A 14,284-nucleotide genomic window follows, 5' to 3' on the forward strand; every position below is an offset into this window, starting at 1 on the left:
TCACGACTGTTTTTGAAGGCTGCGCATGCAACGAAGACAATTTCTAATGGGGTGTCTTTTCTATTCCGCTCAGGCTTCCGCTCTCGGGGGCTCTGATACATGGGAGAGACGTCTGGCTGGGCGTGTGGGCGCTTCTATTCAGGAATCGCTCACTGAAATTCTTCGCAGACGCGGCCTTTGTTTTGGATCTTCCATTGACATGGAGGCTCTTCAAGATCCGGAATATGCGCTTTTGCTACGGCATCACTGCGGCGTATTCACAACTGATTTGAATATGAAGTTCGGACAGTTGCGTCCGAGGGTGGATGTTCTTGATTACAGAAAAGCTGATGCTTTAGTTAACTTTGCTGCGGAGGCTGGGGTTCCACTCCGTGGGCATACGCTGGTTTGGAATGAAGGTCTGCCGGAATGGGCTAAGGGTTTGAGTCATCAAGAGGCGGCTTACTGGATGGAACGTCACATTGATGAAGTGGCCGGGCGTTACGCTGGGCGCATGCATTCTTGGGATGTGGTGAATGAGCCTTTCTGGCCGGATCATCGCGAGGCCGGCGGCTATCGCAAGGGTGTCTGGTACAACGCCATGGGGCCAGGCTATATCGCCCGCGCTTTCAGGGCGGCGGCGAAGGCGGATCCGAAGGCCCGTCTTTGCTTGAATGAGGCCTGGGTCGAGCGTGCTACGCCGATGGCGGACAAGGTGCGCCAAGGCTTGTTGCGTACTGTTCGGGAGTTGCTGGATGCCGGGGTGCGGATTGATGCGGTGGGCTTGCAGTGCCATCTGAATCCCGGACCTTCTTTGCGCTTGGATGTGCTTTCGGATTTCATCACAGAACTGGATGAGTTTCCGGTGGACGTCTACATCACCGAGTTGGATGTACAGGATGGAATGCTCCGGAAAACGCTCGCGAATCCAGATGAATTTGTGGGGGATTTGTATGGGCGGTTTGCCCGAACAGTACTTGCGCACCGAAATGTGAAGCTGATCAGTTGCTGGCAGTTGTCTGATAAGTATTCGGGTATCCGCAAGGAGGGCAGTGCGGTGAAGCCGCTTCCGTTTGATCAGGACATGCAGCCCAATCCTGCGTATTACGCTTTGCGCGATGCTTTTCTGGCAATTCGGTGAGCGGCGCTTTTCTCCGCGCTGCTAGTTTTGTCCTGTCTGATGCGCCGAAAGAAGCGACTTTTTTAAAGTTTTTTGGTGCTGAATCATTTAACTTTTCGTGTGTTAACAACGAGTCTTGATATGAGCAAACTGACGTGTTTCAAAGCCTATGACATTCGTGGCGAACTCGGCCCGGAGCTGAATGCCGACATCGCTTACCGCATCGGCCGCGCCTACGGCGAATATCTCAAGCCCAAGAGCGTTGTGGTGGGCGGGGATGTGCGCGCCACCTCCGAAGAGCTGAAGCTGGCGCTGGCCAATGGTTTGATGGATGCCGGTGTGGATGTGATTGATCTGGGCATGACCGGCACCGAGGAAATTTACTTCGCGACTTTCCATCTTGGCGTGGATGGCGGGGTGGAGGTGACGGCGAGCCATAACCCGATCAATTACAACGGGATGAAGCTGGTGAAGGCTGGCAGCCAGCCGATCAGTGGCGACACGGGGCTCTTTGAGATCCAACGCCTGGCCGAGGCGAATACCTTCGGGCCGGTGGGCCAGCGCGGCTCGCTGACCCGGCAGAGCACGCTGGATGCGTATGTGCAGCACCTGCTGGGCTATATCCGCCCGGCGAACCTGAAGCCGCTGAAGCTGGTGGTGAATGCCGGCAATGGCGCGGCGGGGCATGTGGTGGATGCTATTGAGGCGGTGTTCGCGAAGCTGGATGTGCCGGTGGAGTTCATCAAGGTGCATCACGCGCCGGATGCCACTTTCCCGAACGGCATCCCGAATCCGCTGTTGCCGGAGAATCGCTCTGCCACGCGCGATGCGGTGATCGCGCACGGGGCGGACATGGGCATTGCCTGGGATGGCGATTTCGATCGCTGCTTCCTCTTTGATGAAACCGGTGAGTTCATCGAGGGCTACTACATCGTGGGTCTGCTCGCAGAGGCCTTCCTGAAGAAGAATCCGGGCCAGAAGATCATTCACGACCCGCGCCTGACCTGGAACACGGTGGGCGTAGTGGCCGAAGCGGGCGGCATTCCGGTGCAGAGCAAGACGGGCCACGCTTTCATCAAGGAGCGCATGCGGCTTGAGGATGCGGTGTATGGCGGCGAGATGAGCGCCCACCATTACTTCCGTGATTTCGCGTATTGCGACAGCGGCATGATCCCCTGGCTGCTGGTGGCGGAACTGCTGTGCGTGCGCGGCGAGAAGCTCTCGGCGCTGGTGGCCGAGCGGATCGCGAAGTTCCCGTCTTCCGGCGAGATCAACAGCAAGGTGAAGGATGCTGCGGCGATCATTCGTCAGGCTGAGGCGCGCTACGGCAAGGATGCGCTGCTGGTGGACCACACGGATGGCTTGTCGGTGGAGTTCGCCGAGTGGCGTTTCAACCTGCGCATGTCCAACACCGAGCCGGTGATCCGCCTGAACGTGGAAAGCCGTGGCAACTCGGCACTTTTGCACGCTAGCACTGAGGAGCTGTTGGCGTTTATTCGCATTTGATTTCAGCGCTGCTCTTGTTTTGGCTCGTATGGCTTTTGGTCATTGAATGGAGGGGCGCGTATGTGTGTCAGGTTGAATCTCGGGGGGCTTGGGCGTGTTTCTAATAGGGGCGCTTCTATGTTTAGTGGGCGTCTGCGTCAATTTACTTAATGTGTGAATTTTGCCCTGTTTGGTGAGAAGTTGAGTCCTGTCAATCAGGTGTGATCGGTATACTTTGCAGCGTTTATAGCCCGAATTTGATACAGGGGGATGGAATGTCCGTAATGAACAAGATTTCCGTGCTGACCTTGGCGCTGGCAACCATGGTGAGTGGTGTTGCTTTTGCGCAGGGCGCTCCGAAGGCCCCCAGTGCTCTGGGCGCCAAGGTGGCCGCCGAAGTGAAGGCTGGCAAGACGGCTGAGCAGATCGCCAAGGCGCTGAAGGCTGATGGTGCTGATGCAGGCCAGATCGCAGCAGCGCTGCTGGAAGCTGGCGTGCCGCCGGCTCAAGCTCAGGCTGCCATGGTGGCTGCCGGAGTGCCGGCCCAGCAAGCTTCGAACGCGCTGGTGGCTGCTGGCGCTGACCCGATCGCAGTGGCGGGTGGCCCGACGGCGGCCGGCCCGAACTCGGGTGCTCAGGGGGCTCCTGGCGTAACGGGTGGTTCGAATCAGGCGCCGACCCTGAATGCCCCGTCCTTTGGTGGCGGCGGCGGTGGCGCCAGCCGCAGCTGACTCTTCGCGATGCCGCGCAAATGGCAGCTACGGCTGCCATTTTCTTTGGCTGTTTGCGTAGCAGCCGAGGTTTGTTGGGCCGGCTTCAGCCGGCTGGGCTCTGGGTGGAAGTGGGATATGCGGCTGAAGCCGCACCTATGGAGGCTATCGGGCTGTTGGGTGAGGGTTTTGTAGGGCCGGCTTCAGCCGGCTGGGCTCTGGGTGGAAGTGGGATATGCGGCTGAAGCCGCACCTACGGAGGCCGTCGGGCTGATGGGTGAGGGTTTTGTAGGGCCGGCTTCAGCCGGCGGGGCCCGGGTTGGCTGTGTGGCGCGCGGATGGATCCGCAGCGACGAGATCGGGTTGATGTTCTCTATGATGTGAATTTTGATCGGAACCGGATTGCATGGCGGCATGGCTTGAGCGGGTGGATGGCTGGGCGTTTGTGGTGTTGCTGGGCGTGCTGGCCTGGGCGCCTGTGCCGCTGGCGAGCAATCGCACCTGGGCGCTGGGCTTTCTGGTGCTGACCTTGCTGGGAGTGCTGGGCCTGGTGGTGCTGGCAGCAGCTGTGCGTGGCGATTCCCTCCTTGAGCGGCTGGGGGCTGGCAAGTGGCCGCTGGGCTGTATCGTGCTCTTCGGGCTGTGGATCGCTGGGCAGCGCCTGCCCCTGATGGGCAATACGCCGATTTCGGCGGAGCTTTTCAACAGCTTGCAATACTTGCTCGCGACCATGGCGTATGCGGCGGCGTTTGCGTTGGTGCTGCTGCTGGTGAATACGGAGCGGCGGGTGATGTGGCTGGCCGGCATGATTGTGGGGGCCGGGGTGTTTCAGGCTTTGCTGGCGATCGGTCTGTTTGCTTCGCGTGCCGAGCACATTTATCTCTTCATGAACTACCAGCAGGGCAGCCGGGCGATGGGCACCTTTGCCAACTTCGATCATCTGGCGGGCTATATGCAGCTATGCATTGCGGCCGGGGTGGGGGTGATGCTGGCGCGCATGGGAAGCTCGGGTGCGGTACCGAACAGACGCCAGCGGCTGGTGGCTGTACTTAAGTTCATGCTCTCGGGGAAGATGCTGGTACGCCTGATGCTTGTGATCATGGTGATCACGCTGGTGCTGACGCGCTCGCGCATGGGCAATGTGGCCTTTTTCTCATCCCTGCTGGTGGTGGGCGGGCTGGGGATGCTGAACAACCCGCGCCTGCGCAGATCGGCTTTCTGGCTGGTGCTGAGCCTGATCGTGGTGGATGTGGTGATTGTGGGGCAATGGGTCGGGCTGGATCGCGTGGTGCAGCGCCTGCAGAACACGGCGGTGGAAACCGAGCATGCGCAGGGCGAAGAGTCTCTGGAGCAGCGGGCGGAAACGCCAAGACAGGCTTTGGGAATGGCTTTGGAGCGGCCACTGACGGGGTTTGGTGCGGGCAGTTTCTATACGGTATTTCCGCGCTTCAAGAGTGCGGACAAGGAGGGCTACTGGGATCACGCACATAACGATTATGTGCAGATCGCTGCCGAGACGGGCTTTGTGGGGCTCAGCCTGCTGGCCACCGCGCTGCTGCTGACGATAGGGCGCATTACGCGTTTGTGGAACGAGCGCGAGTCGCGTTTGAACCGGGGAATGGCGTTTGGCGTGGCGATGGCGATCTGTAGTTTGCTGATTCACAGCTGGGTGGATTTCAACCTGCAGATCCCGGCTAACGCATTGACTTTCTGTGTGCTTTTGGCTCTGGTTTGGGTATTAGTTCCGCGCCGGGCTGACAAAAATCAGCGATCATCGGCGTGAGAGCTGCAATGCAGCAAAAAGATGATCGCGGCAATGGGATCAACAAAAATTGACTCGGGGGTTTGTATGAAACACAAGCAACTTCATCTGGTAGTGACTTCGCTGTTTGCCTTGGGGGCGACGGGGGTTTGGGCGGCTGGCGAGGCGGACACGATTCCGGCTTCTTCGCGCGCTGTACCGAATTCGGCCAATGTGCTGCCCGGCAATGTGTTCGAGTCCGGTGGGGTGCCGGTGGCTGCGGGGCGTTCGCAGCAAGCCCTGAAGGTGGCCGATGGCGTTAATGTCTATGCGGATGCCCAAGCCTCTACGGGTTATGACAGCAACGTGACCATGGCGGGCAAGGGTTCGGAGCCGGGCTCGGCTTTCTACCGCATCCGCCCGACCGTGACCGCCGAGACGCGCTACCGTGAAGATCGTTACACCCTGGGTTACAAGGGCGATTTCGTGCGTTACCCGAATTACACCCCGAACAGCCTTGGCCAGAATGACCTGATCTTCCAGGCCCAGAACGTGTTCAGCTCGCGTGCCGCCATTGCCTGGGGGGCTTCGGGTGGTGATCACTATGATCCGATCGGCTCGACTGACCGCAGCATCGGCAACCAGACCGCCGACCACTATCGCAGCAAGGCGGTGAGTGCCACTTTCCGTTACGGTGCCGAGGAAGCTATCGGCCGCGTGGAAATGGACGCCGGCTGGGGCGCCAAGCGCTACCAGAACAATCGTGCGACCACCGAATCGGCGGATGTGGACAACACCAATGTGGGCGCTCGCTTCTACTACCGCGTGATGCCCAAGACGCGCCTGATCGCTGAGTATCGCCGCACCTATTTTGATTACACCAACGACACCAATCTGCTCTCTAACGATGACACCCGTTACCTGCTGGGGCTCTCGTGGGATGCTTCGGCTGCGGTGACCGGCACGATCAAGGCGGGCCAGCAACAGAAGAACTTCGATACCAGCATCCGCCAGGATTACCTGGGCCCGACCTGGGAAGCCTCGGTGCGCTGGAAGCCGCTGAGCTATTCCTCGTTTGACCTGATCGGTGGCCGTTCCGCCAACGATCCGGATGGTTTCACCGGCGTGCCGATTGCCAAGAGCGTGTCGCTGGGCTGGAACCACGACTGGAAGAGCTATCTGCACAGCAAGCTGTCGGCTGGCAAGCTCGATACCAACTATCGCAACACCAACCGGAAGGATGACGAGTACGTCTATTCCGCTGCGCTGATGTATGACGTGCGCCGCTGGCTGGGCGTGGGTCTGGAATACACCTTCTCGCATCGCGATTCGACGGTGGATACCTATGACTACGTGCGTCGCCTGAGCATGCTGAAGGTGGAAGCTTCGTTCTGATAGCCGGGTTGGGTTGTGTAGGGCCGGCTTCAGCCGGCGGGGCCCGAGGTGGAGGTGGGGTATGCGGCTGAAGCCGCACCTACGAAGATCATCGGGCCGGCGGTTAAAGGTTTTGTAGGGCCGGCTTCAGCCGGCGGGGCCCGAGGTGGAGGTGGGGTATGCGGCTGAAGCCGCACCTACGAAGATCATCGGGCCGGCGCTTGAAGGTTTTGTAGGGCCGGCTTCAGCTGGCGGGGCCCGGGGTGGTCAGCGGGCATTGCACCGGCATGATCGCTCGATGGTATTTTTTGAATGGGCTGCGCCGGCAGGCGCGGTTTATGCTGGTGTTGTGAGCGAGGCTTGCCAGCCGGCAGCCTTTGCGTCTGGTTCGATTGGAGAAACTTGATGTTCTTGCGCGTTGTGAGCCTTGTGCTGCTGATGTTCTGGAGTGCGCTGGGCCTTGCTCAGGCACCTGCGGCCGAGCCTGCGTCCGTTTCGAGTTTTCTCTCTGCTTACCGTCTTGGTGCAGGCGATGTGATTTCGGTTCGCGTCTTTGGTGAAGAAGATCTGAGCCGCGAGAAGATCCGCTTGACCGATAGCGGCTCGATCTTCATGCCGGGCTTGGGTGAGTTGGCCGTGCGTGGCAATACGCTGGGCGAAGTCGAACAGAAGGTGGTGGAAGGCCTCAAGGGTCGCATTCTGGTGAATCCGAAGGTGTCGGTTTCGGTGGATGAATATCGCCCTTTTTTCATTAACGGCATGGTGGACAAGCCCGGTGGCTATCCCTTCCAGCCGGGCCTTACGGTGCGCAAGGCGGCTTCCCTGGCGGGCGGCTTCAAGGAGCGTGCTTCGCTCAGCAAGCTTTTCCTGATTCGCGGGGATGATCCGCAACAGCGCCAGCTCAAGGTGGATCTGAATACCGCGGTCTATCCGGGCGATATCGTTACGGTGGAAGAGAGCTTCTTCTGATTTCCGGCTGGCTTGCGCCGCAACCGCCCTTGTCTTTTGGTCGTTCCCGAACATGAATCAACATACCCAATCCGTTTCCGAATCCGAGCAGGGCTTTACTGCGCTGGGTGGTGGCTTGTCTGAAGAGAGCAAGCTTGAGCTGCTGGAGTACTGGCGCAGCATCACCAAACGCAAGTGGGCGATCCTTGCGCTGGGCCTGGTGGTGGCCGTGCTGGCAGGCGCCATCGTGTTTTCGATTACCCCGGAATATCGGGCCACAACGACTGTGCTGATCGAGCAGGGCAAGCGCAAGGTGCTGTCGATCGAGGATGTGTATGGCGGCGCTTCGCAGGAGAAGGAGCACTACCAGACCCAGGTGGAGATCCTGAAATCCCGCGAGGTGGCAACCCGTGTGGTGCGCGGCCTGCGCCTGTGGGAATACCCGGAATTCGATGTACGCAAGCCCGACGACAGCGTGATCGGCAAGCTCAAGACTGCGCTGGGCATCCAGAAGACGGAAGCCACCTGGACTGAGGACAAGCTGGTGGATGCCGTTGTGGCGGCGTTCTCTGCGAAGCTGTCGGTGGAGCCGGTGCGCCTGAGCCAGCTGGTGAAGGTGAGCTTCACGGCTGAAGACAAGAAGCTGGCTGCGCTGGTGGCCAATACGGTTGCCGATTCCTATATCAGCGCTGACCGTGAAGCCAAGTTCAAGATGACCCAGCAGGCCAACAACTGGCTGCAGGAGCGCACCCAATCCCTGCGCGACAAGCTGGTGAGCTCGGAGCAGGCCCTTCAGGCTTATCGTGAGAAGGCGGGGATCGTGAGCCTTTCGGGCTCGGCCCAGACCATGATCGGTCAGCAGATCGGTGAAGTGACCCAACGCCTGGTTGAGGCCAAGGCGCGGCGTGCTGAAGCCGAGAGCGCTTATGAGCAGATGAAGTCGGTGAAGGACGGAGACTATTCTTCGGTACCGGCGGTGGTGCGTAACCAGGCCGTGGGTGAGGCTCGCAAGGCCGAGGCCGCGGCCAGCCAGAAAGTAGCTGAATTGCAGCAGCGCTATGGTGCCGAGCACCCGCGCATGGTGCAGGCCATGTCAGAACAGAAGGCCGCCAAGGACAACTTGCTGCGCCAGATGCAATCGGTGGCGGCCAGCCTGACGCGTGAGTATGAGTCGGCCAAGGCCACTGAGCGTGCGCTGGAAGGCGCGCTCAATTCGGCGCGGGGTTCGGTGCAGAACGTGAACCGCCAGGAATTCCAGCTGGGTGTGCTCGAGCGTGAGGTGCAGACCAACAAGCAGCTCTATGAAATGTTCATGAACCGCGCCAAGGAAACCCACGAAAGCGGTGATCTGCAAAGTGCGGTGGCGCGTGTGGTGGATGCAGCGGTGGCGCCGATGCTGCCGGTGAAGCCCAAGAAGGGGCAGGTGATTGCGATTGCGCTGGTGCTGGGCCTGTTCGCCGGTGTGCTGATCTCCCTGCTGCTGGACAAGCTCGACAACACCGTGAAGGGCATCGAGGATGCGGAGCGCCGCTTCCAGTTGCCGGTGCTCTCGGCGCTGCCCGAGCTGGGCGTGCAGGCGGGCAAGAATGCGATGACGATGTTCATCGACAAGCCGGAGTCTCATCTGGCAGAGGCGGTGCGCACCGCGCGGACCGGCGTGCTGCTTTCCAACCTGGATGCGGCTTGCCGTGTTCTGGTAGTGACTTCGAGTGTGCCAGGTGAAGGCAAGACCACCGTGGCCTCCAATCTGGCTTTGGCCCATGCCCAGACCAAGCGCACGCTCTTGATCGATGCGGATATGCGTCGTCCGCAGGTGGCGCGTCGCCTGGCGCTGCCGCCGGCTGCGCGTGGCCTCTCAGCCTTGGTCGCGGGGACCGCAAGGCTGGAGGAGTGCATCCATAGCATTAAGGGTACGTCCTTGGCGGTGATGCCGGTGGGGGAGATCCCTCCAAACCCGGTGGAGTTGCTGCTTTCGCAACGCTTCCGTGAAACTCTGGAAGTGCTGGCCAAGCACTACGAAGTCATCGTGATTGATTCTCCGCCGGTGGAACTGGTGAGCGATGCGATGGTGATTGCGCCGCTGGCAACCAGTGTGGTGTACGTGGTGCGGGCGATGGAAACGCCGTATCCCTTGGCGCGCAAAGGCCTCATTCGGTTGCAGCGTGCTGGAGGCAAGGTGCTGGGCGTAGTGCTGAACCATCTGGACTTCAAGAAGGCCCAGACGTACTACGGCGAGTACTCGGGCTATGGCAAGGATGGTTACGAGGGCTACGGCTACTCGCAGAAGACAAAAAGCGCAGCCTGATTTCACTGCGGGCGGTTTGACAGGATGCCCGCGAAAGCGGGCATTGCGGTTTCTGGCGGGCTGAAACGCGTCGCGCAAGAGCAGTCTTGAGTTCTGTCATTCCCGCGCTGGCGGGAATCCAGTGTCTTTTAGAAGGTGGTGGCAATGACACATCCGTGTTTCCTGCGCCACGAACAAATGATGTGCATCGCCAATCGGGTGGCTGTTTCCAGATGATCGACATTCATTGCCATTTGCTGCCGGGTATCGATGATGGCCCGGCGACACCGGACGAAGCGCTGGCGCTGGCGCGCGCCATCGTGGCTGACGGGATTCGCCATGTGGTGGCGACACCGCATGTGTTCCCCGGCCGGTTCGACAATCTGAAAGCAGGCATCGAGCGCGAATTTTCGCTGTTCCGTGATTTGCTGCGTTTGCGCGGCATCGAGCTGGGCCTGTCCTTCGGGGGCGAGGTGCGTCTGTCGCACGAAGTGCTGGAGCTGGTTCAGCAAGGCCACATCCCTTTCCTCGGCCGTTGCGAGGGCTATCACACCATGCTGCTGGAGCTGCCGGATGCGCAGATTCCACTGGGCTCGGTGAATCTGGTGCGGCATCTGGTTGGCATGGGTATCCGCCCGGTGCTGGTGCACCCTGAGCGCAACAAGGCGATCATGGAGAAGCCTGATCGCGTCGGCCAGTTTGTGGATGCCGGCTGCTATCTGCAGCTGACGGCTGCTTCGCTGGTGGGGCAGTTTGGCCCGCGCGTGCTTGCGGCGGCAGATTTCATGCTGCACGAGGGGTGGGCGAGTGCGATTGCCAGCGATGCGCACAATCTGCAGGGCCGCCCGCCCCGCATGCGGGAAGCCCGCGCGGTGCTGGAGCGCCGTTTCGGGGCTGCCTTGGCGGATGAATTGAGCATTCATGGCCCGGCGCGCTTGTGCGGCATCGAGTTGGGCGGGGAGCTTGGTCATGCTGCTTGAGCGTAGCAAGCTGGGGAACTGGCTCCTGATTTGTTTGATCCTGCTGGCAGCCGGTTGGGGCATGTGGCAAGGCCAGCGCCTGATGCGGGGTGATTTCAGCGCGATTCAGGCGCGTTACAGGATTGATACCTGGGTTGCTGGGAGCGCGAAGTGGACGGTGCCAGAGTGGATGCAGGCGCGCGATGACCTGCTGGCGGCGGCGGAGATCATGCCGGACAACCCGCTCACCTTTGATTACCTGGGCATTCTGAACACCTTACGCGGTCAGCGCGGCTGGAATGAGCCGAGCCTTCGAAAGGGCTATTTCGGTGAGGCGATGGGCTACCAGCAGACTTCCTTGCGTCTGCGCCCGCAGAATGGTGCGGCCTGGTCAAACTTGGCCCTGAGTTTTTACGCCCTCGGTGATCATGCCGGGGCTGCTGCGTCATTGGAGCAGGCCTTGAAGTACGGGCCGTATGAGCTGGGCGTCAAGAAACTCTCATCTGATCTGGTGCTGGCCATGTGGCCGGATATGCCACCCAGCCTGCAGCAATGGTTGCTGGCGCTCTATCGCACCAGCCCGCCCTGGGAGCGCCAGGTGCTGGAGAAGCTGGCGAAAAGCTACGGTTATCCGGATGTGTTGAAGTGATGCAGAGCCAGTCATTCCCTTACGCGCAGGCGACGAGTGGTGGCTGGCTTGTAGCCGTAGCCGCTGGTGCGTATCTTTGGGTGCTTTGTTGCCGTGCTCTAATACGGCCATTTTTGAGAACAGGCAGAGCCTCACGAGGTTCGGAGATCACGTCATGAGCATTCTCGTCACCGGCGGAGCCGGCTTTATTGGCAGCAATTTTGTGCTGGACTGGTTCAAGCAGAGCGATGAGCCGGTGGTGAATCTGGATGTGCTGAGCTACGCCGGCAACCTGGAGAATCTCAAGAGCCTGCAAGGGGATGCGCGCCACACTTTTGTGCAGGGCGACATCTGTGACCGTGCCCTGATTGATCGCCTGCTGGCCGAACACCGACCGCGCGCCATCGTGCACTTCGCCGCCGAGTCCCACGTTGATCGCTCCATCCACGGCCCGGCCGCCTTCCTGCGCACCAACATCGACGGCACCTTCACCCTGCTCGAAGCTGCGCGCGCCTACTGGAACACGCTCGAAGGCGAAGCCAAGGCCGCTTTCCGCTTCCATCACGTGAGCACCGACGAAGTCTACGGCTCCCTGAAGCCCAACGACCCGCCCTTCACCGAAACCAACACCTACGAGCCCAACAGCCCGTACTCGGCCAGCAAGGCTTCGTCTGATCACCTCGTGCGTGCCTGGCATCACACCTACGGTCTGCCGGTGACCACCAGCAACTGCTCGAACAACTACGGCCCCTATCACTTCCCCGAGAAGCTGATCCCGCTGATGATCGCCAACGCGCTCGCCGGCAAGGCGCTCCCCATCTACGGCGACGGCCAGCAGATCCGCGACTGGCTGTATGTCACCGACCACTGCAGCGCCATCCGTGCCGTGCTCGCCAAGGGCAAAGTCGGCGAGGTCTACAACGTCGGAGGCTGGAACGAGATGCCTAACATCGAGATCGTCCAGACATTGATCCGCTTGCTCGACGAACTCTCCCCGCGCGCCGACGGCAAGTCCTACGCCGAGCAGATCACCTACGTCACCGACCGCCCGGGCCACGACCGCCGCTACGCCATCGACGCCCGCAAGATCGAACGCGAACTCGGCTGGCGCCCGGCCGAAACCTTCCAGACCGGCATCCGCAAAACCGTCGAGTGGTACCTTACCAATCAAGACTGGGTGGCCAACGTACTCAATGGCAGCTATCGCGAGTGGCTTGCCAAGAACTACGAGGCGCGCTGAACCCATGGCCTCCCGAATCCTCATTCTCGGTTGTGGTGGCCAGGTCGGCTGGGAACTGCAGCGCGCACTCGCCCCGCTCGGTGACGTGATCGCGCTGGATTTCGACAGCACCGACTACTGCGGCGACTTCAGCCAGCCCGATGCCGTCGCACACACCGTGCGCACGCTCAAACCTGACGTCATCGTCAATTCAGCCGCCCACACCGCCGTCGACAAGGCCGAAAGCGAAGCCGACTTCGCCCGTCTGCTCAACGCCACCACCCCTGGCGCAGTCGCACAAGCCGCCAAAGACATCGGCGCACTGCTCGTGCACTACTCCACCGACTACGTCTTTGATGGCACGGGCGACGCCGCACGCGACGAAACCGCCGCAACGGGCCCGCTCAGCGTCTATGGCCAGACCAAGCTCGAAGGCGAACAACTGATCCAGCAATCCGGCTGCCGCCACCTCATCTTCCGCACCAGCTGGGTCTATGCCGCACGCGGTGGCAACTTCGCCAAGACCATGCTCAAGCTCGCCACGGATCGGGATGCGCTCAAAATCATCGACGACCAGATCGGCGCCCCCACTGGGGCCGACCTGCTCGCCGACGTCACCGCGCACGCCATCCGCCAGACCCAGGCCAACGAAGCGCTGTGTGGCCTCTACCACTGCGTCGCCGCAGGCGAAACCAGCTGGTACGACTACGCCCGCTTCGTCTTCGAAGAAGCGCGCAAAGCCGGCCGCGAGCTCAAGGTACAAGAGGTCAGCCCGATACCGACCAGCGCCTACCCCACGCCGGCCACGCGCCCGCTCAATTCGCGCCTCGCGACCACCAAACTCCAGCAAGCCTTTGGCCTCACCCTGCCGCACTGGCAAAAGGGTGTCGCCCGCATGCTCACCGAAATCCTCTGAGAAAGACCTCCCCGATGACCGCTCCTCTGGCTCACAAGCCCCGTAAAGGCATCATCCTCGCCGGTGGCTCCGGCACCCGTCTGCACCCGATTACGCTCGCTGTCTCCAAGCAGCTCGTGCCGGTGTACGACAAGCCGATGATCTACTACCCGCTCAGCGTGCTGCTGCTGGCGGGGATTCGCGACATCCTGATCATCTCCACCCCGCAGGACACGCCGCGCTTCGAGCAACTGCTCGGCGACGGTAAAGCCTGGGGCGTGAATTTCGAGTACGCCGTACAGCCCAGCCCGGATGGACTCGCCCAAGCCTTCATCATCGGCGCCGACTTCGTGGGTGACCACCCCTCGGCCCTCGTGCTTGGCGACAACATCTTCTACGGCCATGATCTCGCGGCCCGGCTCAAGGCCGCCGATGCGAACCAGAATGGCGCCAGCGTGTTTGCCTATCCGGTGTCCGACCCCGAGCGTTACGGCGTGGTCGAATTCGATGCGGAAGGCCATGCGATCAGCCTCGAAGAGAAGCCCAAAGCCCCGCGCAGCCGCTATGCCGTGACGGGCCTCTACTTCTACGACCAGCAAGTCGTCGAGTTCGCCCGGAACCTCAAGCCCTCCGCGCGGGGCGAACTGGAAATCACCGATCTGAACCGGATCTATCTCGAGAAGAACCAGCTTGATGTGCAGATGCTGGGGCGGGGCGATGCCTGGCTGGACACCGGCACGCACGACAGCCTGATCGAAGCGGGCCAGTTCATCCAGACCCTGGAGAAGCGTCAGGGGCTCAAGGTGTGTTGCCCGGAAGAGATTTGCTGGCGCAACGGCTGGATCAACAATGCCCAGCTCGAAGAGCAGGCCAAGCGCCTGGGCAAGAGTGGCTATGGGCAGTATCTGATGCAGATCCTGAACGAAACGATTTACTGAGACA

At 60.9% G+C, this 14,284-nt stretch carries 12 protein-coding genes; all 12 read left to right on the forward strand.

What is annotated here, in order from left to right:
- Positions 1-46 precede the first annotated feature (46 nt).
- The 12 genes from HJ583_RS03285 to rfbA all read left to right on the forward strand — a co-directional run bounded on the left by HJ583_RS03285 (position 47) and on the right by rfbA (position 14,280).
- Positions 47-1,120 carry an endo-1,4-beta-xylanase gene (locus HJ583_RS03285; RefSeq protein WP_268968141.1) on the forward strand — a complete coding sequence of 358 codons (1,074 nt, stop codon included), beginning with the start codon at positions 47-49 and terminating at the stop codon, positions 1,118-1,120.
- 120 nt (positions 1,121-1,240) lie between these two features.
- Positions 1,241-2,605 carry a phosphomannomutase CpsG gene (gene cpsG / locus HJ583_RS03290; protein ID WP_170020460.1) on the forward strand — a complete coding sequence of 455 codons (1,365 nt, stop codon included), beginning with the start codon at positions 1,241-1,243 and terminating at the stop codon, positions 2,603-2,605.
- A gap of 263 nt (positions 2,606-2,868) precedes the next feature.
- A complete protein-coding gene (locus tag HJ583_RS03295; RefSeq protein WP_170020462.1) occupies positions 2,869-3,315 on the forward strand; it encodes a hypothetical protein in 447 nt (148 codons plus the stop codon).
- A 385-nt stretch (positions 3,316-3,700) separates the two neighbouring features.
- Positions 3,701-5,077 carry an O-antigen ligase family protein gene (locus HJ583_RS03300; RefSeq protein WP_170020464.1) on the forward strand — a complete coding sequence of 459 codons (1,377 nt, stop codon included), beginning with the start codon at positions 3,701-3,703 and terminating at the stop codon, positions 5,075-5,077.
- Between the two features lie 66 nt (positions 5,078-5,143).
- Positions 5,144-6,430 carry an outer membrane beta-barrel protein gene (locus HJ583_RS03305; RefSeq protein WP_170020466.1) on the forward strand — a complete coding sequence of 429 codons (1,287 nt, stop codon included), beginning with the start codon at positions 5,144-5,146 and terminating at the stop codon, positions 6,428-6,430.
- 384 nt (positions 6,431-6,814) lie between these two features.
- Positions 6,815-7,378, forward strand: a complete 564-nt coding sequence (locus HJ583_RS03310) for a polysaccharide biosynthesis/export family protein (protein WP_217423246.1) — start codon at positions 6,815-6,817, stop codon at positions 7,376-7,378.
- Between the two features lie 52 nt (positions 7,379-7,430).
- Complete coding sequence (locus HJ583_RS03315) at positions 7,431-9,662, forward strand: GumC family protein (RefSeq protein ID WP_170020468.1); 2,232 nt, start codon at positions 7,431-7,433, stop codon at positions 9,660-9,662.
- 212 nt (positions 9,663-9,874) lie between these two features.
- Positions 9,875-10,621, forward strand: a complete 747-nt coding sequence (locus HJ583_RS03320; RefSeq protein ID WP_170020470.1) for a tyrosine-protein phosphatase — start codon at positions 9,875-9,877, stop codon at positions 10,619-10,621.
- A complete protein-coding gene (locus tag HJ583_RS03325; protein WP_170020472.1) occupies positions 10,611-11,249 on the forward strand; it encodes a tetratricopeptide repeat protein in 639 nt (212 codons plus the stop codon). Before HJ583_RS03320 ends, HJ583_RS03325 begins: the two co-directional genes overlap by 11 nt.
- 154 nt (positions 11,250-11,403) lie before the next feature.
- Entirely contained in the window at positions 11,404-12,468 is a 1,065-nt protein-coding gene (rfbB, locus tag HJ583_RS03330) for a dTDP-glucose 4,6-dehydratase (protein WP_170020474.1), read from the forward strand.
- Positions 12,469-12,472: 4 nt separating this feature from the next.
- Positions 12,473-13,363: a dTDP-4-dehydrorhamnose reductase gene (gene rfbD / locus HJ583_RS03335; protein WP_170020476.1), complete on the forward strand. Its 891-nt coding sequence runs from the start codon at positions 12,473-12,475 to the stop codon at positions 13,361-13,363.
- A 14-nt stretch (positions 13,364-13,377) separates the two neighbouring features.
- Positions 13,378-14,280, forward strand: a complete 903-nt coding sequence (gene rfbA / locus HJ583_RS03340) for a glucose-1-phosphate thymidylyltransferase RfbA (protein ID WP_170020478.1) — start codon at positions 13,378-13,380, stop codon at positions 14,278-14,280.
- Positions 14,281-14,284 lie beyond the last annotated feature (4 nt).

Origin of the sequence: Uliginosibacterium aquaticum (assembly GCF_012972705.2) — a bacterium.
Classification (GTDB): Bacteria; Pseudomonadota; Gammaproteobacteria; order Burkholderiales; family Rhodocyclaceae; genus Uliginosibacterium; species Uliginosibacterium aquaticum.

Bases quoted from the DNA above. Each gene is read 5' to 3' on its own strand.
- rfbB (WP_170020474.1), top strand. From the start codon at position 11,404: ATGAGCATTCTCGTCACCGGCGGAGCCGGCTTTATTGGCAGCAATTTT.
- HJ583_RS03310 (WP_217423246.1), top strand. From the start codon at position 6,815: ATGTTCTTGCGCGTTGTGAGCCTTGTGCTGCTGATGTTCTGGAGTGCG.
- HJ583_RS03325 (WP_170020472.1), top strand. From the start codon at position 10,611: ATGCTGCTTGAGCGTAGCAAGCTGGGGAACTGGCTCCTGATTTGTTTG.
- rfbA (WP_170020478.1), top strand. From the start codon at position 13,378: ATGACCGCTCCTCTGGCTCACAAGCCCCGTAAAGGCATCATCCTCGCC.
- HJ583_RS03295 (WP_170020462.1), top strand. From the start codon at position 2,869: ATGAACAAGATTTCCGTGCTGACCTTGGCGCTGGCAACCATGGTGAGT.
- HJ583_RS03315 (WP_170020468.1), top strand. From the start codon at position 7,431: ATGAATCAACATACCCAATCCGTTTCCGAATCCGAGCAGGGCTTTACT.
- HJ583_RS03305 (WP_170020466.1), top strand. From the start codon at position 5,144: ATGAAACACAAGCAACTTCATCTGGTAGTGACTTCGCTGTTTGCCTTG.
- rfbD (WP_170020476.1), top strand. From the start codon at position 12,473: ATGGCCTCCCGAATCCTCATTCTCGGTTGTGGTGGCCAGGTCGGCTGG.
- HJ583_RS03300 (WP_170020464.1), top strand. From the start codon at position 3,701: ATGGCGGCATGGCTTGAGCGGGTGGATGGCTGGGCGTTTGTGGTGTTG.
- HJ583_RS03320 (WP_170020470.1), top strand. From the start codon at position 9,875: ATGATCGACATTCATTGCCATTTGCTGCCGGGTATCGATGATGGCCCG.
- cpsG (WP_170020460.1), top strand. From the start codon at position 1,241: ATGAGCAAACTGACGTGTTTCAAAGCCTATGACATTCGTGGCGAACTC.
- HJ583_RS03285 (WP_268968141.1), top strand. From the start codon at position 47: ATGGGGTGTCTTTTCTATTCCGCTCAGGCTTCCGCTCTCGGGGGCTCT.